Genomic DNA, 21,925 nt, shown 5'->3' on the forward strand with positions numbered 1-21,925 from the left:
GACACGAGCGCTCCTTACAGCTTGAGCAGGTTGGCGTCGTCGACCGAGGCCGAGCGACGCGCACGGAAGATGGACATGATGATCGCCAGCCCGACGACCACCTCGGCCGCGGCGACCACCATGACGAACAGGGCGTAGACCTGGCCGTCGAGGGAGCCGTGGATGCGGGCGAAGGTGACCAGCGCCAGGTTGCAGGCGTTGAGCATGAGCTCGATGCCCATGAAGACGATGATGGTGTTGCGTCGGGTCAGGACCGTGATCGCGCCCAGCGCGAAGAGCACGACCGACAGGTAGATGTAGGCCTCGAGTCCCATCAGCGCTCCTCCCGGTCCGACCGGTCGCCGTCGTCAGGGGTATGCCCGTGGCCGCGGTCGTCGCGGTCCCCCGGCTGCTGCGACGGGGCCTGCTTGGTCATCTCGTTGTCGACGGCGGCGTTCGTGCCCGCGGGCAGGTCCTCCGGGGCCTGCTCGGCGGGCGGCTGCCCGTCGGCGCGGCCGCTGCCGCCGGGGAGGCGGTAGGCGCCGGGGTTGGTCACCTGGCCGCGCGCGACCAGGACCCGCGGCACCGACTCCTCGACCGGCGTGCCGTCCGGCGCCAGCGCCGGGGTGTCCGCGGCGTTGTGCCGGGCATACACCCCGGGGTTGGGCTTGCCGGAGAGCCACTCGCCCGCCCGCAGCCGGTCCTGGGAGATCTGCCGCTGGGTGCGGCGCGGGGTGAGCCGCTCGCGGTGCGCCAGGACCATGGCGCCCATGACCGCGATGACGAGCAGCGCGCCCAGGGTCTCCAGGGTGAGCACCTGCCGCTCGAAGATCTCCCGGGCCAGGGCGGTGACGCTGCCCTCGGCCTGCACCGTCTCCAGGCCGACCGCCTGCGGCCAGGAGACCCGGGTGAGCCCGTAGACGGCGGCGGCGACGAAGAGCGCGCCCAGCCCGAAGGCGAGCACGCGCTGGCCCCGCAGGGTCTCCACCGTGGAGTCCGAGGAGTCCACGCCGACGAGCATGACGACGAAGAGGAAGAGCATCATCACGGCGCCGGAGTAGACGAACACCTGGATGATGCCGACGAACTCGGCCCGCTGGACGATGTAGATGACGCCCAGGCTGATCATCGTCATGGCCATCGCCATGGCGGCGTGGACGGCCTTGCGGGCGAAGAGCAGACCGAGGGCCCCGGCGACGGCCACGACGGCGAGGACCCAGAAGAGACCGAGCTCCATGCCGTCGATCCGGTCGGGCGTCATGAACGCGCCTCCGCGTCGGCCTCGGCCTCGCTGCGGCGGGCCTCGCGCTGCTCGACGTAGTCCCGCTGGCCGCTCGTGGACCCGGTGACCTTGCCCTGGTAGTAGTCGCGCTCCTCCATGCCCTCGGCCATGGGGAAGGGCGGGGTGAGCATGTCCGGGCGCAGGGGCGCCAGCAGCTGGTGCTTCTCGTAGATGAGCGGCGCGCGCTCGGAGTCGGCCATCTCGTACTCGTTCGTCATCGTCAGCGCGCGGGTGGGGCACGCCTCGATGCACAACCCGCAGAAGATGCAGCGCAGGTAGTTGATCTGGTAGACGCGGCCGTAGCGCTCACCGGGGCTGAACCGGGCCTCGTCGGTGTTGTCCGCGCCCTCGACGTAGATGGCGTCCGCGGGGCAGGCCCAGGCGCACAGCTCGCAGCCGACGCACTTCTCCAGCCCGTCCGGGTGCCGGTTGAGCTGGTGGCGGCCGTGGTAGCGGGTCGCCGTCGGGCGCTTGACCTCGGGGTACTCCTGCGTCGGCACCTTGCGGAACATCGTGCCGAAGGTGACGCCGAAGCCGGCGACCGGCGCGAAGAGCTGGCCGAGCAGACCGGGCTCCTTCTTGCCGCCGTCGGGGGCGGCGCCGCCGGTGCGGGCGGGGGTGGTGTCGGCGGTGCGGGCGGGCTCGTTGGTATGAGGCTCGGTCGGGTCAGCCACGGCGCTCCTTCTCCTCCTCGGTGCTGCGTGCGGTGCCAGGGTCGTCGCCACCGCGCTGGCCTGCGGCGACGGTCACCGGCCGGGCCTGCTCGACGGCGGGCCGCGGCTCGACGAGCCGCTGGCCGGGCATGGGCGGGACGGGGTAGCCGTCCGCGAACGGGTCGATCTCCTCGGGCACCTCCTGCGCCTCCTCGCGGGCGGCGGCACGCCGCTGGGCGTACCGGTCCCAGAGGAGGATACCGATGAGGACGAAGACGCCGATGCCGCCCAGGGTGAGGACGGTGACCCACCGGCCCTCGCCGAAGTAGCCCTCCTGCGCGGAGCGGATGAGCATGACGGCGACGACCCACACCAGCGAGAGCGGGATGAGGATCTTCCACCCCAGCGCCATGAACTGGTCGTACCGCACCCGCGGCAGCGACCCGCGCACCCAGACGTAGAAGAAGATGAAGCCCCACATCTTGGCGGTGAACCACAGCAGGCCCCACCAACCGGAGTCGAGGGCGCCGTCGAAGAGGACGTTGAGCGGCCACGGGGCGTGCCAGCCGCCCAGGAACAGGGTGGTGGCCAGCGCGGAGACGGTGAACATGTTGATGTACTCGCCGAGGAAGAACATGCCGAACTTCATCGAGGAGTACTCGGTGTGGAACCCGCCGCCGAGCTCACCCTCGCCCTCGGCGAGGTCGAACGGCAGCCGGTTGGTCTCGCCGATCATCGTGATGACGTAGACGACGAAGCTGAAGAACAGCGGCACGATGTACCACAGCGGGATGCCGAGCACGGTGCTCTGCTGCTGCGCCTCGACGATCTGGCTGGTCGACATCGACCCGGCGTAGAGGAAGACGGCGACGAGTGAGAGGCCCATCGCGATCTCGTAGGAGATGACCATGGCCGTCGAGCGGAGCCCGCCGAGCAGCGGGTAGGTCGAGCCCGAGGACCAGCCGGCCAGGACGAAGCCGTAGGCCGAGACCCCGGCCACCGCCAGCACGAGCAGCACCGCCACGGGGGTGTCGGTGAGCTGCAGCGGCGTCGTGTGCCCGAACATCTGCACGTCGCCACCCATGGGGATGATGGCGAAGGACACGAACGCCAGCGAGGCGACGATGAGCGGCGCGGCGTAGAACATCAGCCGGTCGGCGCCCTTGGGCGTCACGTCCTCCTTGAGGAAGAGCTTGATGCCGTCGGCCGTGGTCTGCAGGATCCCGAGCGGGCCGAGCCGGTTGGGCCCGGGCCGCTGCTGCATGCGACCGATGACCCGTCGCTCGAACCAGATGACGACGACCACCGAGAGCATGACGTAGACGAAGAGCAGGAACGCCTTGAACAGCGAGAGCCACCACGGGGTGTCGCTGAAGTCGGCGGCCGGGAAGTCCTCCATGACGAGCGGGACGCTCGTCATGACCTCGGGGTATGCCGTGAGCAGGCTCATGCCTCACCTCGTGCGGTCGATCGGTCGGGACCGCCGGTGGCGCCGGCGGTGAGCGAGACCACGGCACCGGCGTCCACCCCGAGGGTGGCCCGGACCGAGGACCCCGGCGAGTTGGTGGGTACCCAGACCACGCCGTCCTGCATCGCGGTGACCTGGACCGGCAGCTCCAGGGAGCCGGCGGTCGTGGCGACCCGCACGGTGCCGCCCTCGACGACACCGGCGTCGGCGGCCGTGGCGGCGGACAGGCGGGCCACCGCGACCGGAGCGGTCCCGGCCAGGAAGGGCTCGCCGTCCTGCAGCCGGCCCGCGTCCAGCAGGTGGTGCCAGGTGGCGAGGACGGCCTCGCCCGGGCCGGGGCTGGCGGGCCCGGCGCCGGCCACGGTCGGGTCGACCGGCCGGGTGCCGGCCCAGCGGTCCAGGCCGGTCAGCTCGCGGCGGACCTCGGTGACCGTCCCGGTCCCCAGGCGCACGCCCATGGCGTCCGCGAGCCGGTCCAGCACGACGTGGTCGGAGCTGGCACCGCTCTCGATGGCCCGCTCGAAGGGCCGCAGACGACCCTCCCAGGTGACGTAGGCGCCGGCCTTCTCCTGCTGCGGCGCGACCGGGAGGATGACGTCGGCGTAGGCGTGCACCTCGCTCTCGCGGACCTCCAGCGAGACGACGAAGGCCCGCTCGAGGGCGCGCCGGGCCAGACCCGGGTCGGGCAGGTCGTCGATCTCGACGCCCCCGACCACGAGGGCCGCGAGCTCACCGTCGGCGGCGGCCTGCAGGATCGCGGTGGCGTCGCGGCCGGGGGTACCCGGCAGGGCGTCCACGCCCCAGCGGTCGGCGACCTCGGCGACCGCACCGGCGTCACCCACCGGGCGCCCGCCCGGCAGCAGGCCGGGCAGGGCGCCGACGTCGACGGCGCCCCGCTCACCGGCACGGCGCGGCACCCAGGCCAGCGAGGCCCCGGTGGTCCGGGCCAGCGCCACGGCGGCGGACAACGCACCGGGGGTGGCGGCGAGCCGCTCCCCCACGAGGATGACCGAGCCGGCGGCCAGCGCGTCGGAGGCGGCGTGCACCGGGTCGACGTCGAGCGCCTCCACCGGACCGGCGTCGGCCTCCCCGGGGCCCTCGCTGCGGCGCCGGGCGAGCGCCTGCAGCACCTCGGCCTCGGTGCCCGGGGCCGAGGACAGCAGCATGCCGTCCAGCTTCTCCAGCCCGCGGGTGGCGAAGGGCGCCACGGAGAAGACCTGGGTGGCGTGCTTGCGCAGCCCCTTGCGCAGCCGCAGGAAGACGATGGGGCTCTCCTCCTCCGGCTCCAGCCCGACGAGCAGCACCGACGGCGCGGCCTCGAGGTCGGCGTAGCTGACCTCGCGCTGCCCGGCGACCGCGGCGGCCAGGAAGTCCGCCTCCTCGGTGCTGTGCGGGCGGGACCGGTGGTCGACGTCGTTGGTGCCGAGCGCGACCCGGGCCAGCTTGGCGTAGGCGTAGGCGTCCTCGACGCTCACCCGGCCACCCGGCAGCACCCCGACGCCGCCGGCGCCCCGGGCCGTGGACAGCCCGGCCGCCGCGGCGGCGTACGCGTCGCGCCAGGAGGTGACGGCATACTGCCCGTCCCGGCCGCGCACGACCGGGTCGTGGAGCCGGTCCGGCAGCGTGGCGTAGGCGAACGCCCACCGACCCTTGTCGCAGTTCCACTCCTCGTTGACCTCGGGGTCGTCGAGGGCCATCCGGCGCAGCACCTGGCCGCGGCGGTGGTCGGTGCGCAGGGAGCAGCCCGAGGCGCAGTGCTCGCACACGCTCGGCGTCGAGACGAGGTCGAAGGGGCGGGAGCGGAAGCGGTAGGCCGCGCCGGTCAGCGCGCCGACCGGGCAGATCTGCACCGTGTTGCCGGAGAAGTAGCTCTCGAAGGGCTGCTCCTCGTAGATGCCGACCTGCTGCAGCGCGCCGCGCTCGATGAGCGCGATGAACGGGTCGCCGGCGATCTGCTCGGAGAACCGCGTGCACCGGGCGCAGAGCACGCAGCGCTCCCGGTCCAGCAGCACCTGGCTGGAGATGTTGACCGGCTTGGGGAAGGTCCGCTTGACGTCCTCGAAGCGCGACGTGGGCCGCCCGTCGGACATCGCCTGGTTCTGCAGCGGGCACTCGCCGCCCTTGTCGCAGACGGGGCAGTCCAGCGGGTGGTTGACGAGCAGCAGCTCCATGACCCCGGTCTGCGCCTTGTCGGCGACCTCCGAGGTGTGCTGGGTGCGGACGACCATGCCCGGCGACACCGCGATGGTGCAGGAGGCCTGCGGCTTGGGCATCGGCTTGAGGTTGCCCTCGCGGTCCGGGGTGGAGACGTCCACCAGGCACTGTCGGCAGGCGCCCACCGGCTCGAGCAGCGGGTGGTCGCAGAAGCGCGGGACGTGGATCCCGACCTCTTCGGCCGCCCGGATGACCAGGGTGCCCTCCGGGACCGAGACCTCGACGCCGTCGATGGTGACCTCCACCGTCGGCACGGTCTCCTCGGCCACCTCGTCGGGGATGGTCGGGTCGCTGATCTCCACGCTCATACGGGCTGGCTCTCCTTCGCGAAGAGGGTGTTGCGCTCGGCCGGGAAGGTCTGCTGCCACGGCGTGTGCATGGCCTCCTCGAACTCCTCCCGGAAGTACTGGATGGCCGAGGTGATGGGGCTGGTGGCGCCGTCACCCAGGGCGCAGAAGCTGCGGCCGAGGATGTTGTCGCAGATGTCGTCGAGCTTCTCGATGTCGCCGGGGCGTCCCCGCCCGGCCTCGAGCCGCTCCAGGATCTGCTTGAGCCAGAACGTCCCCTCGCGGCACGGGGTGCACTTGCCGCACGACTCGTGCGCGTAGAAGTCCGTCCACCGGGAGACCGCGCGCACCACCGAGACCGTCTCGTCGAAGATCTGCAGCGCCCGGGTGCCCAGCATCGAGCCCTCGGCGGCCACCGACTCGAAGTCGAGGGGCACGTCGAGGTGGGCGTCGGTGAAGATCGGGGTCGAGGAGCCGCCGGGGGTCCAGAACTTGAGCTTCTTCCCCCCGCGCATGCCGCCGGCCATCTCCAGCAGCTCGCGCAGGGTGATGCCCAGCGGCGCCTCGTACTGCCCCGGACGCTCCACGTGGCCGGAGAGGCTGAACAGGCCGTAGCCCTGCGACTTCTCGGTGCCCATGCCGGCGAACCAGTCGGCCCCGTGCATGACGATCGAGGGCACCGAGGCGATGGACTCGACATTGTTGACCACGGTCGGGCGGGCGTAGAGGCCGGCGACCGCGGGGAACGGCGGCTTGAGGCGGGGCTGGCCGCGGCGACCCTCGAGGGAGTCCAGCAGCGCGGTCTCCTCCCCGCAGATGTAGGCGCCGGCGCCGGCGTGGACGGTGATGTCCAGGTCGAACCCGGAGCCGAGGATGTCCTTGCCGAGGTAGCCCGCGGCATACGCCTCCTCCACCGCCCGCATGAGCCGGCGGTAGACGTGGACGATCTCGCCGCGCACGTAGATGAAGGCGTGGTGGCAGTCGATCGCGAACGAGGTGATGATCATCCCCTCGATGAGGAACTGCGGGGCCGCCATCATGAGCGGGGTGTCCTTGCAGGTGCCCGGCTCGGACTCGTCGGCGTTGACGACGAGGTAGCGCGGTCCGCCGTCCGGCGGGGGCAGGAAGCCCCACTTCATCCCGGTCGGGAAGCCCGCGCCGCCGCGTCCGCGCAGGCCGGACTCCTTGGCCGCGGCGACGAGGTCGGCGGCGTCACCCGCGAGGGCCGTGCGCAGGGCACGGTAGCCGTCGTGCTGCTCGTAGGTCTCCAGGGTCCAGGACCGCTCCGCGTCCCAGAACTCGGACAGGATCGGGGTCAGCTGCGTGCTCACAGCTCGTCTCCCTTCGTCTCGTCGACGTCCTTGACACCCTCGGAGGTGGGCACCTCGTCGGCGTCGTTGGCGTCGGTGTTGACCGAGCCGTACTCACCCTGGGCGCGGCCCCCGGCCTGCCCCTCGGGGGTGGCCTCGGTGTCGGTGCCGGAGTCGGGCCGCGGCGCGGTCCACCCCTTCTCCTTGGCGAGCAGGGTGCCGCGCAGCGAGGCCTGGCCGGCGCCGGGCCCCTCGTCCGCGAGGCCGTCCGGGAAGCCCGCCAGCACCCGGCTGACCTGCTTGAAGGTGCAGACCCGCGACGGGCCGCGGGTGGGGGTGACCTGCTCGCCGGCGCGCAGCCGGTCGGTCAGCTCCTTGGTGCTCTGCGGGGTCTGGTCGTCGAAGAACTCCCAGTTGACCATGACCACGGGGGCGTAGTCGCAGGCCGCGTTGCATTCCACCCGCTCCAGGGTGATGCGGCCGTCCTCGGTGGTCTCGTCGTGCCCGATGCCGAGGTGCTCGCTGACCTCGTCGAAGATCTGGTCGCCGCCCATGACCGCGCACAGGGTGTTGGTGCACACGCCGACGGTGTACTCCCCGTTGGGGTGCCGCTTGTACTGCGTGTAGAACGTGGCCACACCGCTCACCTCGGCGGTGGTGAGGTCGAGCAGATCGGCGCACAGCCGCACCCCCCGCCCGGTGACGTAGCCGTCCACCGACTGCACGAGGTGCAGCATCGGCAGCAGGGCCGAGCGCTTCTGCGGGTAGCGGGCGATGATCTGCTCGCCGTCGGCGACCAGCTGCGCCAGCACGTCCTCGGCGTAGGGCTCCTCCGACGCGTGCAGCGGGGTGTGGTGGTGCAGGGGTCCGTCGTCGGCGTGCCCCGGCACGCTGTGGTGCACCCGGCGCTCGCTCGCCTCGTCCAGCTGGCTGCGCATGTCCTCGCGCTCGTGCGTCCCGCTCATCGGTCCACTCCTCCCATCACGGGGTCGATCGAGGCGACCGCGACGATGACGTCGGCGACCAGGCCGCCCTCGGACAGCGCGGAGGCCGCCTGCAGGTTGGTGAAGCTGGGGTCCCGGAAGTGCACGCGGTAAGGACGGGTGCCCCCGTCGGACACCGCGTGCACCCCGAGCTCGCCCTTGGGCGACTCGACCGCGGCGTAGGCCTGGCCGGGCGGCACCCGGAAGCCCTCGGTCACCAGCTTGAAGTGGTGGATCAGCGCCTCCATCGACTCGCCCATGATCTCCCGGATGTGGTCCAGGCTGTTGCCCTGGCCGTCCGCGCCGACCGACAGCTGCGCCGGCCAGGCGATCTTCTTGTCGGCGACCATGACCGGCTCGCCCTGGCTGGCCCGCAGTCGCGCGATGGCCTGCTCGGCGATGCGCAGCGACTGCCACATCTCGTCCAGCCGGATGCACAGGCGGCTGTAGGCGTCCATGTCGCGCCGGGTGACGACGTCGAAGTCGTAGGTCTCGTAGCCGCAGTACGGCTCGGCCTTGCGCAGGTCGTGCGGCAGGCCGGTGGAGCGCAGGATCGGCCCGGTGATGCCGAGCGCCATGCAGCTGGCCAGGGAGAGGAAGCCGACGTCGACCAGCCGGCCCTTGAGGACCGGGCTCTCCAGCAGGAGCTTCTCGAGCTCGCCGATGCCCTGGCGCAGCAGCGGCAGCTCGCTCTCGAGCTGGTCGAGGTGCTCGGGCAGGACGTCCTGGGCGACCCCGCCGGGGCGGACGTAGGCGTGGTTCATCCGCAGCCCGGAGACGGCCTCCATGAAGCGCAGCAGCCGCTCGCGCTCGCGGAACCCGATCGTCATGACCGTCGTGGCGCCGAGCTCCATGCCGCCGGTGGCCACCGCGATGAGGTGGGAGCCGATCCGGTTGAGCTCCATCATGAGCACGCGGATGTCGCTGGCCCGCTGCGGGATCTGGTCGGTGATGCCGAGCAGCTTCTCCACCGACAGGCAGTAGGCGGCCTCGTTGAAGATCGGCGTGAGGTAGTCCATCCGGGTGCAGAACGTGGTGCCCTGCGTCCAGGTGCGGACCTCCATGTTCTTCTCGATGCCGGTGTGCAGGTAGCCGATGCCGGCCCGCGCCTCCTGCACCGTCTCGCCGTCCAGCTCGAGGATGAGCCGGAGCACGCCGTGCGTGGACGGGTGCTGCGGCCCCATGTTGACGACGATCCGCTCCGCGCCGAGGGCCGCGACGTCCCGGGCGATGTCGTCCCAGTCCCCGCCGCCGGCGGTGAAGACCGCGTCACCGTCCGGGTCCGCGGTCGGGCCACCCTCGGCATACAGGTCGGTCGGGGTGGACTCCAGGTATGCCGCACCCTCGTCGGCGGGGCCGCCGGCCACCTGCTCGTCGGTGCTGTTCGTCGTCGCCATCAGGTGTAGCTCCTGCGCTGGTCGGGGGCCGGGATGGTGGCACCCTTGTACTCGACGGGGATGCCGCCCAGCGGGTAGTCCTTGCGCTGCGGGTGGCCGGGCCAGTCGTCCGGCATGAGGATGCGGGTCAGGCCGGGGTGGCCCTCGAAGACGATCCCGAACATGTCCCAGGTCTCGCGCTCGTGCCAGTCGTTGGTCGGGTAGGTGCCCACGATGGACGGGATGCGGGGGTCGTCGTCGGGGCAGGTGACCTCGAGGCGGACCCGCCGGACCCCGTGGGTGATCGACTGGAAGTGGTAGACCGCGTGCAGCTCGGCGCCGGTCTGCTGCGGCCAGTGGACCCCGGACACGCCGGTGCAGACCTCGAAGCGCAGCCGCGGGTCGTCGCGCAACGGACGGACCAGCGCGAGCAGGTGGTCGCGGTGCACGTGCAGGGTCAGCTCCCCGCGGTCCACCACGACCCGCTCGACGCCCGCGGCGAACGCCTCGGGGGCCGCGGCCTCCAGGGCGTCGACGACCTCGTCGAAGTAGGACCCGTAGGGCCGCTCCGCCTCACCCGGCATGAGGACCGGGACGACCAGCCCGCCGTAGCCGGAGGTGTCGTTGCCGAGGGACCCACCGAACATGCCCTTCTTGCGAGCCACCTGGACCGGCTCGCGGTCCTCGGCGCGGCGGGCGGCCGGGACCGACCCGCCGCCGCTCTCCTGGGCGTGGGTCGGGCTGACCTTCTGGTCCTCGGTGCGCTCCGGGGCGTTGACCCGGTCCTCGGTGGTCTCCTGGACCACCGGCTGCTTGTCGGGCGTCTCCGGCCCGCTGCTCCGTCCGCTCACGCCAGCAGCCCCTTCATCTCCCCCGTCGGCATGGCCCGCATGGCCGCCGCCTCGGCGGCCCGGGCGGCCTCCTCGCGGTTCACCGAGAACTTGAACTCACGGATCTGCTTGTGCAGCTCGAGCACGGCGTTGAGCAGCATCTCGGGCCGCGGCGGGCAGCCCGGGAGGTAGACGTCGACCGGCACGATGTGGTCGACCCCCTGCACGATCGCGTAGTTGTTGAACATGCCGCCGGAGCTGGCGCACACGCCCATGGAGATGACCCACTTGGGGTTGGGCATCTGGTCGTAGACCTGGCGCACGACCGGCGCCATCTTCTGCGACACCCGACCGGCCACGATCATGAGGTCCGCCTGCCGCGGGGTGGCGGCGAAGCGCTCCATGCCGAAGCGGGCGATGTCGTAGTCGGGGGTGCCCACGGCCATCATCTCGATGGCGCAGCAGGCCAGCCCGAAGGTCGCCGGCCAGACGGAGTACTGCCGCAGGTGCCCGGCCAGACCCTCGACCGTGCTCAGCATGATCCCGCCGGGGATCTTGTCCTCGAGTCCCATCGTTCAGCTCACTTCCCTCGTGCTCAGTCCCATTCCAGGCCGCCCCTGCTCCACTCGTACACGAAGGGCACCGACACCACCACCAGGAACAGCAGCATCGCCAGGACGGAGAACAGCCCCACCTGGTCGAAGGCCACCGCGAAGGGGTAGAGGAAGAGCACCTCGACGTCGAAGACGATGAACAGCATCGCGGTGAGGTAGAACTTCACCGGGACGCGACCGCCCTCGTCGGCCTGCGGCGTCGGCTGGATCCCGCACTCGTAGGCCTCGGCCTTGGCGCGGTTGTAGGTGGACCGCCCCAGCAGGGCGCCACCGAAGACCGACCCGAAGGCGAACAGGAGGCCGAACAGCAGGAAGAAGACGACCGGCAGGTACGGGTGGTAGTCCATCAGTGCCTGCACTCCTTTCGAGAGGTGCCCGGCGTCGGGCTCGCCAGGGTCGCGCGCGTACCAATCCTAGGGGTGGACGTGGCCGTCATGCCGCAGGGGTCATCCGGCTCAGCGCGTTGATCACCCGGTCGTCCATCCCGCCGCCGCGCTCCTGCGGCAGGTTGGCCATGATCTTGAGCAGCAGGCGCATGAGGGAGCGCCGCGGCAGGCCGTACTTCACCGCGAGGCGCATGACCTCGGGCTTGCCGATGAGCGTGGCGAAGTGCCGGCCCAGCGTGTAGTAGCCGCCCAACGACGCCTTCATCGCGGTGGTGTAGGACTGCAGCACCGCCTCGGTCTCCCCCGGCGTCGGCCGGGCCAGCGCGGAGGCGATGACCTCGGCCGCGTGCCGGCCCGACTCGATGGCCTCGGCGATGCCCTCGCCGTTGAACGGGTTGACCATGCCCCCGGCGTCGCCGACGAGGAGCAGTCCGCGGTCGTAGAGCGGCTGCCGGTTGAAGCACATCGGCAGGGCCGCGCCCCGGATGGGCCCCTGCTGCGTCTCCTCGGAGAACGTCCAGTCGCCCGGCATGGTCGCGATCCAGCGGCGCATGACGTCGCGGTAGTCGAAGGTCCCGAAGGCCTCGGCGGTGTCGAGGATGCCCAGGCCGACGTTGGCGGTGCCGTCCCCGACCGGGAAGATCCACCCGTAGCCGGGCATCAGCACATCTCCACGACCCTGCTCGCCGTCGTCCCCACGGGCCCACAGCTCCAGCCACGACTCCAGGTAGGGGTCGGCGTGCCGGGGCGTCTCGTAGTAGGCGCGCACCGCGACCCCCATGGGCCGGTCGTCGCGTTTGGGCCGGTCCATGGCCAGCGACAGCCGGCTGGAGTTGCCGTCGGCGGCGATGACCACCCGGGAGCGGAACTCGCGGCGCTCGCCGGTGGGTCGCCCGTCGGGGCCCATCACCTTGGCCCGCACGCCGCAGATGTGGCCGCGGGCGTCGAGCACCGGCTCCTGCACGTTGATGCCCTCCAGCAGGCGGGCCCCTCGGGTCACGGCGTGCCGGGCGAGGATCTCGTCGAGGTCGTGCCGGGTCCGGACCAGGCCGTAGCCGGGGAAGGTCTCGTTCGCCGGCCAGTCCAGCTCCAGCCGCATGCCCCCGCCGACGATGCGCAGGCCGCGGGTGCGGTGCCAGCCGTCCTCCTCGTCGATGGGGACGCCCAGGCTGATGAGCTCGCGGACGGCGCGCGGGGTCAGCCCGTCGCCGCAGATCTTGTCGCGGGGGAAGCTGGACTTCTCCAGCAGGAGGACGTCGAGGCCGTGCGCGGAGAGGTATGCGGCAGCGCCGGCCCCTCCCGGCCCGGCTCCGACGACGATGACGTCGGCGGTCTCGACCTGCTCATCCACGGTGCTCGGCCTCGCTTGTGACAACCTTCACGAACGGTGCCGAGTCTAGGCCCGCCCCTCGCCAGAATCGGGGCAGGGGGTCCTGAGGCGCAATACGTCATACGCGCTGACCCAAATGCCCGGCCGCCCTCCTCGGTCAGCGGGTCAGCACGTCCGCCAGCCGCAGCGGCCGGCCGTGCTGCTCGGCCAGCTCGGCCGTCTGGGCGAGGAACAGCTCGGCGCAGGCCAGGGCGTCGGTCACCGCCGAGTGCGCCCGGTAGCGCGGCAGCCGGTAGGTGCGCCGGCAGGCGTCCAGCCGTAGCCGGCCGGTGGCCAGCTCCGGGGTGGGGACCCGCAGCATCCGCTGGGCCAGGGTCAGCGTGTCGACCACCTGCAGGGCGACGCGCGCACCGTAGAGACGGCGGCAGGCCTCGTCGAGGAAGGCCGTCTCGATCTGGGCGAAGTGCGCCAGCAGCACGCGGCGCACGGGCCGGCCCACCTCGCCCGACGGACCGGTGTCGGTGCGCAGGGCGTCGAGCACGCCGGGGAGGACCTGAGCCAGGTCGGGCCGGTCGGCCAGCCGGTCGTCGGTGAGGCCGTGGTGCACCGCGGACTCCCCCACCGGCCCGCGCGGCCGCACCAGCTCGTGCCGGGCCTGCCGCAGCAGGACGCGACCGCCCACGACGGGCACGTGACCCACCGAGAGCACCTCGTGGCGGCCGGGGTCCAGCCCGGTGGTCTCGAGGTCGAGCGCCAGCAGCTCGACCTCGGCGAGCGGTGTGCGGGGGTCGACCCGGGAGGCCTGGGCCAGGGCCGCGAGCGGCGTGCCGGGCTCGGGCAGCCGCCTCCCCACCCCCAGGACGTCGCGCAGGCCCATCAGCCGACCTGCGGGGACCGGGAGGTCAGCCCCTGCTGGGCGGAGCGCACGATGGCGAAGGCGTCGCGCAGGTGGCGTCGGTCCAGGCTGCCGAGCTGGCGCGGGTCGAGGTGGCTGTCGGGCGCCTCACCGGCCGCCACCCGCGCCACCTGGTGACGCAGCCGCAGGTAGGACAGCAGCTCCAGGGCGTCGGAGAGGTCGGTGGCCGACTCCGCCGCGAGCAGACCGGCGTCGCGGGCCGCCGCCAGCCGCTCCCCGGTGCCGAGCGCCGTCGAGGAGGCCCGCAGGGCGTGCACCCTGGCCAGCTGCACCACGGCCCCGATGCCCCGTTTGAGGTCGAGGGTGTCCCGGTGCTCCCCGGCGTCCTCCAGCACGAAGCCGCGGAAGAAGCCGATGGGCGGACGCATGCGGGCCGCCTGGGCGGTGAGGTGGGCGAGCAGCAGGTCCGAGCGGCCCCCCATCGGCACCACCTCGGCGCGCAGCGTGTCGACGAGCCCGGCGTCGCCGTCCACGGCCCGCATGTCGTAGAAGATCGCCGCCCGCAGCACGGCGTCCGGGGTCGGCTCGTCGCTCCAGCGGCCGAACTGCGCCCTCCACCCGCCCAGCCGCAGCCGCCACCGCGGGTTGGTCGCCATGGCACCACCGGCGCACCGTGGGCGACCGCAGGCCTCCAGGCCCTCGGTGACCCGCTCGGCCAGGGCGGCCCACCACGGGTCCGCCGGGTCGGCGTCGTCGGCCAGCACCAGGGCATGGTCCTGGTCGCTCCCCAGCCCCTGCTCCTCCCGGGCGGTGGAGCCCAGGGCGGTCCACGCGTAGCGGCCGGGGGCGGGCCCGAGGTCGGCCTCGGCGAGCGCGACGAGCCTCCTCGTCAGGGCGTCGGTGAGGGCCGCGAGGACCCGGCCGACGTCCGCGGCGCTGGCGTCCTCCCGGACCAGCTGTGCCACCACGGCGGGGACGCGGGCCGCCTGCTCGACCACGCCCGGCACGTCCTGCTGCCGCTGGACGTCGGCCACCACATAGACCGGGTTGGAGCGCTCGAGGCGGACCAGGTCGGTGGTGGTGACCAGCCCAAGGACCTGCCCGTCCTCGACGACCGGCAGGTGGTGGATGTTGCGCCCGGTCATCTCCAGCATCGCCTCGAGGGCCAGGGCCCGGGCGGGCAGGGTCACCGGGTCGGCCGTCATCACCTCGCTCACCGGACGGTCCGGGGCGACCCCCGCGGCCAGCACCCGGCGGCGCAGGTCGCGGTCGGTGACGATGCCGAGCAGCGCGCCGTCCTGCATGACGAGCAGCGACGAGACCCCGGCCCGGGTCATGACCCGGGCGCCCTCGGCGACCGTGGCCGACGGCGCGACCGACACCGGCTCGCCGCGCAACAGCTCGCGGACCGAGGTCTTGAGCACGGCGGACCCGCGCACGGGAGCCTGCAGCTGGGTGATCGCCGCGGTGATGCGGCCGTGGTGGGTCGCGGCGAAGTGCACCGCCACGGCCGGGTGCTCGGCGACGAGGGCGTCGAAGTCCGCCTGCGGCAGCTCGAGCAGCAGGGTGTCCTCCCGGGCGGTGGCGGCATACCGGGCGGGGACGTGCTCGACCAGCGCGGACATCCCGAAGCCGCCGCCGGCACCCACCCGGTCGACGAGGCGCCCCTCGTCGGTGATGTCGACGGCCCCGGAGCGGACGAGGTAGAGCCGGTCCCCCGGGTCGCCGGGGCTGAGCACCACGGTGCCGCGCCGGGCGTAGCTGACCGAGCAGCGCGACGGCAGGCGGTCGAGGACGTCGTCCGGGAGCGCGTCGAAGGGCGGGTGCTGCGCGAGGAAGTCCCGGATCTCGGCGAGCTCGACGTCCACGGCGCTGCTCCTACACCGTGTCGCCGGGTATGCCGTCGCTCCCCGCCGCCGCCGCGGCGCCCGTCGTCCCGGCCCCCGGCTCGGGGGTGTCGTGGGGCGCGACGGCGTGGTGGAGGGCGACCACCCCGCCGGTGAGGTTGCGCCACCGCACCCGCTGCCAGCCGGCCGCCCGCACCTGCTCGGCCAGCTCCCGCTGGGGCGGCCAGGCGCGGATGGACTCGGCGAGGTAGACGTAGGACTCGGGGTTCGAGCTGACCCGGCGGGCGACCTGCGGCAGTGCCCGCATGAGGTAGTTGCGGTAGACCGTCGAGAAGACCGGCACCACCGGCCGGCTGAACTCGCAGACCACCAGCCGCCCGCCCGGCCGGACCACCCGGCGGAACTCGCGCAGGGCGGCGCCCGTGTCGGCGACGTTGCGCAGGCCGAAGCTCATCGTCACGACGTCGAAGGCGCCGTCGACGAAGGGCAGCCGCATCGCGTCGGCGGCGGTGAAGGGGAGGTCGGGACGGCGGCGGTAGCCCTCGGCGAGCATGCCGTGGGAGAAGTCGGCCGGCACGACCTGCACGCCGCGGTCGGCATAGGGCTCGCTGGACGTGCCGGTGCCCGCGGCGATGTCGAGCACCCGCTCCCCGGGGGCCGCGTCGACCGCCCGGACCACCGCCCGCCGCCACAGGTGGTCGATGCCGCCGGTGAGGACGGTGTTGGTGAGGTCGTAGCGGCGAGCCACGGCGTCGAACATCCGGGCCACCTCGTGCGGCTGCTTGTCCAGGTCGGCTCGCGTCGGGCTCATGGCGGGCATTCTCCCACCACCTCCTACGATGGTCGGCTGTGGCTTCGACCCGTCCCCTGCCCCGTCTGCGCGCCCGCACCCTCGCGGTGGACGCGCCCGGCGACCTGCTCACCCGGATCCCGGACGAGATCGACCCCAGCGACGTGGTGGCCTGGCTGAGGGAGGGGGACGGCCTGGTGGGGTGGGGCCGGGTGGCCGGTGTGCGCACGAGCGGGCCGGACCGGTTCGACGCCGCCGAGCAGTGGTGGACCGAGGTGCAGGAGCGCGCCGAGGTCGAGGACGGGGTCCGGCTGCCGGGCACCGGCCTGGTGACCTTCGGGTCGTTCACCTTCTCCCCCGACTCCGCGGACACCAGCGTGCTGACCATCCCGCGGGTGGTCATCGGCCGCCGGGACGGCCTGGCCTGGGTGACCCAGGTGGTGGTCGACGACGAGCCGTGGCCCGCCGCGCACCCGGCCGAGCTGCTGGGGCGGACCAACGCCGACATCGAGGTGCTGGACCCGTTGGTGGAGTCCCCCGGCGCGGTCGCCGCCGACCGGTGGCCGGTGGTCGTGGAGCAGGCCGTGCAGCGGATCGGCCGGGGCGACGTCGAGAAGGTGGTGCTCGCCCGGGACGTCGAGGTGCGGCACCGGGACGGCCAGGTCGTCCGGCTGGCGCCGGTGCTCGAGCGGCTGGAGAAGAGGTATGCCGCGACCTGGACCTTCGCGGTCGAGGGCCTGGTGGGGGCCACCCCGGAGATGCTGGTGCGGCTGCAGGGCGGCCGGGCCCGCTCGCGCGTCCTGGCCGGCACGATCCGGCGGCCCAACGGCATACCGGTCCGGCGGGTCGGTGACGCGCTCGCGACCGCAGCGGACCTGGAGCACCCGGTCGACCCGCGGCTGCGGCTGGTCAGCAGCGAGAAGGACCTCGACGAGCACGCCTTCGCGGTGCGCTCGGTCGCGGAGGCGCTGGCGCCGCACTGCGCCGAGCTCGTGGTGCCGGAGGCGCCCTACGTGCTGGAGCTGCCCGACGTCTACCACCTCGCGAGCGACCTCACCGGGACGATGCGCAGCGGCGCCACCTCGCTGCGCCTGGCCGCGGCCCTGCACCCGTCGGCCGCGGTGTGCGGCACCCCGACCGGGCCCGCCGCCCGGCTCATCGCGGAGCTGGAGGGGATGGACCGGGGTCGCTACGCCGGTCCGGTCGGGTGGATGGACGCCTCCGGCGACGGCGACTGGGGCATCGCGCTGCGCTGCGGCGAGCTCGCCGACGACCGCCACTCCATGCGGCTCTTCGCCGGCGGCGGGATCGTGGCCGCCTCGGACCCCCGGGCCGAGCTCGCCGAGACCGAGGTCAAGCTGACCGCCATGCGGCACGCCCTCGGGCTCGGCGGCGCCTGACCGGTACGGGCCGCCGGTCGTATCGACGTCGCCCCGCCGCCCTCCCTGCGACTGCACGCCGGGACGTCACTCGACAGCCTCCTCGCGGGGGCTCGAGGAGGACATGACGGCTCAGGGACGACCACGGGTCGGTCGCCACGTCCTCGGCGGACAGCTGCCCGTGCCTCCGGCGCAGCGGCGCTGCCCGTGCCTCCGGCGCAGCGGCGCCTGGTCGAGACCGTGGGCGGCCGCAGGGTGAGCATCACCCCACGATGGAGGACGCCGACCGGGTGCGGCCACGGCTCTTCTCCCGCATGACCGGGGAGAGCACGAGCAGCAGGCCGAGGAAGCCGACGACGACGAAGAGCGCGCGGTCCAGGCCGACCTCCCTGGCCAGCAGGCCGATGGTCGGTGCCCCGAAGAGGAACGCGCCGTAGGCGATCGTGGACACGACGGTGATGGCGCGGTTGCCGCGCCCGGGCACCTCGCCGGCGGCGGAGATCGCGGCGGGGAAGATCGTCGCGACGCCGAGACCCCACAGCAGGCCGCCGAGCAGCGCCAGCGTCAGCGACGAGCTGAGCGTGACGACGAGGATGGCGACCGCGGCGAGCACGCCCCCGGTGCGCACGACCGCGGCCCGGCCGAAGCGCTCGATGGCGGGACCGCCCAGCAGCCGGCCCACCATCATCGTGAGGTTGAACGCGGTGAGCGTCAGGGCGCCGAAGGCCGCCGGCGCGCCGTGCACGTCGACGAGCAGCAGCGCCAGCCAGTCGTTGGCCGACCCCTCGGCCAGCGCCCCAGCCAGGCAGATGAGCCCGATGAGGATCTCCACGGAGGTGACGCCGCGGCGGGCCGGACGCTCCTGCGCCGTGACCACCGCCGCCTCGGCCGCCCCCGCCGTCGGCTCGCCCACCGCCTCACCGCCCGGGTCCGCGGACGCGGCGGTCGCAGCCGCCGGGGCACCCGCCCGCGAGTCGTCGGCGCCGCTCTCCTCGACGTCGTCCGGGGCGACCTCGGGCACGAACCGGCTGGCACCCCATACCCCCGCCACGGCGGCGACCGCCGCCAGCACCGGCAGCTGTCCCAGCCCGACGCCGAGCCAGGCCGCGAGCGCCCCCGAGCCGGCCCCCAGCACGGCTCCCCCGGAGAACGCGGCGTGCAGGAAGGGCATGAGCGAGCGGGACCGGGCCTGCTCGACGTGGGTGCCCTGGATGTTCATGGCGACGTCCCAGACGCCGACGTTGGTGCCGGTCAGCACGAGCACGACGAGGAGCACCGGCACCGACGGCACGGCCGCGACGGCCGCCCAGCCCAGGCACCCCAGCAGGACCGCCACCGTGACGACCCGCCGGCTGCCGAACCGGTCGACCAGCCACCCGGTGAACGGCATGGCCAGCAGCGAGCCCAGCCCCATCCCCATGAGCGCCAGCCCGAGGGCGCCGGTGTCCGCGCCGAGCTGGTCGCGCACCGCCGGCACGCGGGCGAGCGCCTGGCCCATGACGAACCCGGCGCTGGCGAAGACCACCAGCACGGCCAGCACCGAACCGCGCGCGTCACGCTCCACGGGCATGCTCCTCCTCGGCGTCGTCCTCGAAAATTCCCCGGCCCACCAGCCTAGTTGGTCCACACTGTCCCGGTGACCACCTCGCCCCCCGCCCTCGTGGACCTCACCCCTGACGACCTCCCGCGCATCCGGGACCTGGTCGAGACCGTCTGGTTCTCCGTCGTCCCGGGCAAGACCCTGCAGCACCTCGACGACGAGATCGACCTGCGGCACGCCCGCGGGGTCCCCCGACCCGGCGGGCCGTTGCCCGGCGAGGCGTCCGGCGCCGCGCCGCTGCTCGGTCTCTACAGCGCCTTCGACCTCGGGCTGATGGTCCCCGCCGCCGGTGGCGGCCTCACCCGGGTGCCGATGGACGGGCTGACGATGGTCAGCGTGCACCCCGACGCGCGGCGCCAGGGCGTCCTGCGCCGGATGATGACCGACCACCTGCACCGCGTCCACGAGCGCGGGGAGTCCTCCCTCGCCGGGCTGCACGCCTCCGAGCCGGCCATCTACGGACGCTTCGGCTACGGCCACGCCAGTGCCGACGCCAAGCTGACGGTCGGCCGCGGGACGACGCTGCGAGCGCCCGAGGCCCTGAGCCGGCAGGCCGACGAGATCCGCACGCACGTCACTGTGCTCGACACGCAGGAGGCGCTCGCCACCGTCCACCGGGCCCACCTGACCTGCGCGGAGGTGACCCTGGGCGCGGTCACCCGCCCGGCGTCCATGGAGCAGTCGTGGTTCGCCTTCCGCGACCACCCCAAGGCCCGAGCCAGCAAGGAGCCGAGCCGGGTGATGTTCGCCCGCCGGGGCGAGGAGCTGACCGGGTACGCCGTGTTCCGGCGGGAGAGCAGGTGGGACGACGCGCAGCCCGCGGGCGAGGTGGGCGTGGACGAGCTGGCCGCCGTCGACCACGCGTCGCTGCTGGCGCTGGCCCGTCGCCTCGTCGACATGGACCTGACCAGCCGCACCGTCTTCTGGTCGCGCCCCACGGACGACCCGCTGGCCTGGTGGGCGGGCGGACCGCGCTCGGCGCAGATGCGGGTCTTCGACGCCCTGTGGCTACGGCTCGTCGACGTGCCGCGGGCGCTGCGCGAGCGCGGCTACGCCCCGGGGGCGCCGCTGGACCTCGTCGTGCAGGTCGACGACAAGGTATGCCCGTGGAACGCCGGTCGGTGGCGTGTCCAGGTCGACGGCGACGGGTCGGCGCAGGTGGGCCCCTCCGACGCCGAGCCCGACCTGGTGACGCCGGTGGCGGCGCTGGGCGCGGCATACCTCGGCGGGCGGACGCTGCTCGCCCAGGTGCCCACCCTCGGCGTGGAGGAGCGCGCACCCGGTGCCGTGGCCGCGCTCTCGCGGGCGATGCGGGCCGACCGTGAGCCGGTGCCGGCGATCGGCTTCTAGCGCGCTCCACGGTGGTGCGGGAACGGTGCTGCACCCTGGTCGCCAGGACGACCGGCGTGCAGCACCGTTCTGGCACCGGGATCAGCGCAGGGCGTCGCGGACCCGCCGGTGGCTCGCCCGGTCGACCGGCACCTCGAGCACCCTGAGCCCGCCGTCCCGCTCGGCCAGCAGGCTCCGTAGCGAGCCCAGCGAGGTCACCCGTTCGTGCCGCACGCCGTGGGCGGCGCACAGCGCGCCCAGGTCGGTGCCGTGCGGGGTGCCGAAGACGCGCTCGGCCGCGGCCGCGCCCAGGGGGGTGGCGAGACGCGCGGGGTCGCCGTACTCCAGCGTGGAGAAGATGCCGCCCCCGTCGTCGTTGACCACGACGAGCATGAGGTCGGGGCGCGGCTCGCCGGGCCCGATGAGCAGGCCGCCGGCGTCGTGCAGGAACGTGAGGTCGCCCATGAGGGCGACGACCCGGGGCGGGGCGGCCGGCGGCTCCTCCCCCTGCACCGCGAGCGCCACGCCCACGGCGGTGGACACCGTCCCGTCGATCCCGGCGAGGCCACGGTTGGCGACCACCCGGGCCGGGGCGGCGTCGCCGTCCAGCGCCAGGGCCAGGTCGCGGGGCGCGGTGGAGGAGCCGAGCACGAGCACGTCCTGGGCGGTGAGGACGCCGGCCACCGCGCGGGCGACGCCGACTCCGGTCGGCTCCGGCCCGGCCGCCGCGCTGACCGCCCCGGAGAGCGCCGCCCCGGCCGCGGTCCAGGCGTCGACCCACGCCGTGGCCCCGGAATGCCGCTGCGGTGCAGCCACCAGGGCGCCGACGCCGTGCACGCGGCTCACGACGTGCGAGGGGTCGGTCCACCGCTCGTGCCCGGCGACCTGCTCCACGACCACGCCGGGCAGCCGCAGCAGCGCGCCGAGCTCGCGGAAGCGGGTGAGCCGCCCCACGACGACCACCCGGTCCGGCACCAGCTGCGCGAGCTCGCCCCGGGCGACCGCGCCGGCGACCAGCGGGCCGACGACGCCGGCCAGCAACGCGGTAAAGCCGAGCGCGGCGAAGGAGGCGCGCGAGGCGGCCGCCCCCCGACCCCGGGGGAACAGGGCGGGCATCCCCAGCTGCTGCCCCGCGACGGGCACACCGACGAGCACGCCCCGCGCGCGCGGCTCACTCACCCCCCGCCGCCGCAGCCGGCCCACGCCACCCCCGCGCACCCCCATCCCGACCCGGCCGCCCCCGCCCATCCGCACCCCGCGCCGCCGACCGAGCCGGTCGCCGCCCACCAGGCGACCCGCGCCACCCGCACCCCCCCCCCCCCCCCCGCCCGCGCCCCCCCCCCCCCCGCCGCCCCCCCCCCCCCCGCCCCCCCCCCACCGCCCCCCCCCCCCCCCCCCCCCCGCCCCCCCCC

General features: G+C 73.8%; 19 protein-coding genes. 2 read left to right on the plus strand and 17 right to left on the minus strand.

The genetic code is table 11. From position 1 onward, the window contains the following. Nucleotides 1-14: 14 nt before the first annotated feature. The 15 genes from nuoK to EUS26_RS12280 form a co-directional block, all read right to left on the minus strand. The gene (nuoK, locus tag EUS26_RS12210) at nucleotides 15-314 is read right to left on the minus strand and encodes an NADH-quinone oxidoreductase subunit NuoK (RefSeq protein WP_130014101.1); all 300 of its coding nucleotides are present in this window, start codon (nucleotides 312-314) and stop codon (nucleotides 15-17) included. Further along, entirely contained in the window at nucleotides 314-1,240 is a 927-nt protein-coding gene (locus tag EUS26_RS12215) for an NADH-quinone oxidoreductase subunit J (RefSeq protein WP_238148958.1), read from the minus strand. Before EUS26_RS12215 ends, nuoK begins: the two co-directional genes overlap by 1 nt. Next, nucleotides 1,237-1,935 (minus strand): NADH-quinone oxidoreductase subunit NuoI, encoded by a 699-nt coding sequence (nuoI, locus tag EUS26_RS12220; RefSeq protein WP_130014102.1) that lies wholly within the window; start codon nucleotides 1,933-1,935, stop codon nucleotides 1,237-1,239. The genes EUS26_RS12215 and nuoI overlap by 4 nt, the downstream gene beginning before the upstream one ends. Continuing rightward, nucleotides 1,928-3,364, minus strand: coding sequence for an NADH-quinone oxidoreductase subunit NuoH (gene nuoH, locus EUS26_RS12225; RefSeq protein ID WP_130014103.1), 1,437 nt, complete (start codon nucleotides 3,362-3,364; stop codon nucleotides 1,928-1,930). Before nuoH ends, nuoI begins: the two co-directional genes overlap by 8 nt. Next, nucleotides 3,361-5,904, minus strand: a complete 2,544-nt coding sequence (locus tag EUS26_RS12230) for an NADH-quinone oxidoreductase subunit G (protein WP_130014104.1) — start codon at nucleotides 5,902-5,904, stop codon at nucleotides 3,361-3,363. Before EUS26_RS12230 ends, nuoH begins: the two co-directional genes overlap by 4 nt. Continuing rightward, a complete protein-coding gene (gene nuoF / locus EUS26_RS12235) occupies nucleotides 5,901-7,214 on the minus strand; it encodes an NADH-quinone oxidoreductase subunit NuoF (protein ID WP_130014105.1) in 1,314 nt (437 codons plus the stop codon). The genes EUS26_RS12230 and nuoF overlap by 4 nt, the downstream gene beginning before the upstream one ends. Beyond that, nucleotides 7,211-8,158 carry an NADH-quinone oxidoreductase subunit NuoE gene (nuoE, locus tag EUS26_RS12240; RefSeq protein ID WP_238148959.1) on the minus strand — a complete coding sequence of 316 codons (948 nt, stop codon included), beginning with the start codon at nucleotides 8,156-8,158 and terminating at the stop codon, nucleotides 7,211-7,213. Before nuoE ends, nuoF begins: the two co-directional genes overlap by 4 nt. Next, a complete protein-coding gene (locus tag EUS26_RS12245) occupies nucleotides 8,155-9,573 on the minus strand; it encodes an NADH-quinone oxidoreductase subunit D (RefSeq protein WP_202865133.1) in 1,419 nt (472 codons plus the stop codon). Before EUS26_RS12245 ends, nuoE begins: the two co-directional genes overlap by 4 nt. Next, nucleotides 9,573-10,403, minus strand: a complete 831-nt coding sequence (locus EUS26_RS12250) for an NADH-quinone oxidoreductase subunit C (protein ID WP_238148960.1) — start codon at nucleotides 10,401-10,403, stop codon at nucleotides 9,573-9,575. The genes EUS26_RS12245 and EUS26_RS12250 overlap by 1 nt, the downstream gene beginning before the upstream one ends. After that, on the minus strand, nucleotides 10,400-10,954 hold the full coding sequence (locus EUS26_RS12255) for an NADH-quinone oxidoreductase subunit B (protein WP_130014106.1): 555 nt from the start codon (nucleotides 10,952-10,954) through the stop codon (nucleotides 10,400-10,402). The genes EUS26_RS12250 and EUS26_RS12255 overlap by 4 nt, the downstream gene beginning before the upstream one ends. A 23-nt stretch (nucleotides 10,955-10,977) precedes the next feature. Continuing rightward, nucleotides 10,978-11,343, minus strand: a complete 366-nt coding sequence (locus EUS26_RS12260; protein WP_130014107.1) for an NADH-quinone oxidoreductase subunit A — start codon at nucleotides 11,341-11,343, stop codon at nucleotides 10,978-10,980. Between the two features lie 85 nt (nucleotides 11,344-11,428). Beyond that, nucleotides 11,429-12,733: a geranylgeranyl reductase family protein gene (locus tag EUS26_RS12265; protein WP_202865134.1), complete on the minus strand. Its 1,305-nt coding sequence runs from the start codon at nucleotides 12,731-12,733 to the stop codon at nucleotides 11,429-11,431. A 136-nt stretch (nucleotides 12,734-12,869) separates the two neighbouring features. After that, nucleotides 12,870-13,589, minus strand: a complete 720-nt coding sequence (locus EUS26_RS12270; protein WP_130014109.1) for an exonuclease domain-containing protein — start codon at nucleotides 13,587-13,589, stop codon at nucleotides 12,870-12,872. Further along, the gene (locus EUS26_RS12275) at nucleotides 13,589-15,436 is read right to left on the minus strand and encodes a DUF294 nucleotidyltransferase-like domain-containing protein (protein WP_130014110.1); all 1,848 of its coding nucleotides are present in this window, start codon (nucleotides 15,434-15,436) and stop codon (nucleotides 13,589-13,591) included. The genes EUS26_RS12270 and EUS26_RS12275 overlap by 1 nt, the downstream gene beginning before the upstream one ends. Before the next feature lie 10 nt (nucleotides 15,437-15,446). Beyond that, on the minus strand, nucleotides 15,447-16,226 hold the full coding sequence (locus EUS26_RS12280; protein WP_238148961.1) for a demethylmenaquinone methyltransferase: 780 nt from the start codon (nucleotides 16,224-16,226) through the stop codon (nucleotides 15,447-15,449). Nucleotides 16,227-16,264: 38 nt separating this feature from the next. Between EUS26_RS12280 and EUS26_RS12285 the strand changes: the two genes are divergently transcribed. Further along, complete coding sequence (locus EUS26_RS12285) at nucleotides 16,265-17,605, plus strand: isochorismate synthase (RefSeq protein WP_130014111.1); 1,341 nt, start codon at nucleotides 16,265-16,267, stop codon at nucleotides 17,603-17,605. 241 nt (nucleotides 17,606-17,846) lie between these two features. Here the strand turns inward: EUS26_RS12285 and EUS26_RS12290 are convergent, their stop codons facing one another. Continuing rightward, a complete protein-coding gene (locus tag EUS26_RS12290; RefSeq protein WP_130014112.1) occupies nucleotides 17,847-19,154 on the minus strand; it encodes an MFS transporter in 1,308 nt (435 codons plus the stop codon). A 66-nt stretch (nucleotides 19,155-19,220) separates the two neighbouring features. On the opposite strand from EUS26_RS12290, the gene EUS26_RS12295 reads away from it, so the two are divergent. Then, entirely contained in the window at nucleotides 19,221-20,534 is a 1,314-nt protein-coding gene (locus EUS26_RS12295; protein WP_130014113.1) for a GNAT family N-acetyltransferase, read from the plus strand. An 81-nt stretch (nucleotides 20,535-20,615) separates the two neighbouring features. On the opposite strand, the gene EUS26_RS12300 is transcribed toward EUS26_RS12295, so the two are convergent. Then, nucleotides 20,616-21,692 (minus strand): 2-succinyl-5-enolpyruvyl-6-hydroxy-3-cyclohexene-1-carboxylate synthase, encoded by a 1,077-nt coding sequence (locus EUS26_RS12300; protein WP_165368604.1) that lies wholly within the window; start codon nucleotides 21,690-21,692, stop codon nucleotides 20,616-20,618. Between the last annotated feature and the right edge of the window lie 233 nt (nucleotides 21,693-21,925).

Origin of the sequence: Serinicoccus sediminis (assembly GCF_004153545.1) — a bacterium.
Lineage (GTDB): Bacteria > Actinomycetota > Actinomycetes > Actinomycetales > Dermatophilaceae > Ornithinicoccus > Ornithinicoccus sediminis_A.

Excerpts from the sequence above, each read along its gene's own strand:
- nuoK (WP_130014101.1), bottom strand. The coding sequence starts at position 314 with ATGGGACTCGAGGCCTACATCTACCTGTCGGTCGTGCTCTTCGCGCTG.
- EUS26_RS12215 (WP_238148958.1), bottom strand. The coding sequence starts at position 1,240 with ATGACGCCCGACCGGATCGACGGCATGGAGCTCGGTCTCTTCTGGGTC.
- nuoH (WP_130014103.1), bottom strand. The coding sequence starts at position 3,364 with ATGAGCCTGCTCACGGCATACCCCGAGGTCATGACGAGCGTCCCGCTC.
- EUS26_RS12230 (WP_130014104.1), bottom strand. The coding sequence starts at position 5,904 with ATGAGCGTGGAGATCAGCGACCCGACCATCCCCGACGAGGTGGCCGAG.
- nuoE (WP_238148959.1), bottom strand. The coding sequence starts at position 8,158 with ATGAGCGGGACGCACGAGCGCGAGGACATGCGCAGCCAGCTGGACGAG.
- EUS26_RS12245 (WP_202865133.1), bottom strand. The coding sequence starts at position 9,573 with ATGGCGACGACGAACAGCACCGACGAGCAGGTGGCCGGCGGCCCCGCC.
- EUS26_RS12255 (WP_130014106.1), bottom strand. The coding sequence starts at position 10,954 with ATGGGACTCGAGGACAAGATCCCCGGCGGGATCATGCTGAGCACGGTC.
- EUS26_RS12260 (WP_130014107.1), bottom strand. The coding sequence starts at position 11,343 with ATGGACTACCACCCGTACCTGCCGGTCGTCTTCTTCCTGCTGTTCGGC.
- EUS26_RS12270 (WP_130014109.1), bottom strand. The coding sequence starts at position 13,589 with ATGGGCCTGCGCGACGTCCTGGGGGTGGGGAGGCGGCTGCCCGAGCCC.
- EUS26_RS12280 (WP_238148961.1), bottom strand. The coding sequence starts at position 16,226 with ATGAGCCCGACGCGAGCCGACCTGGACAAGCAGCCGCACGAGGTGGCC.
- EUS26_RS12290 (WP_130014112.1), bottom strand. The coding sequence starts at position 19,154 with ATGCCCGTGGAGCGTGACGCGCGCGGTTCGGTGCTGGCCGTGCTGGTG.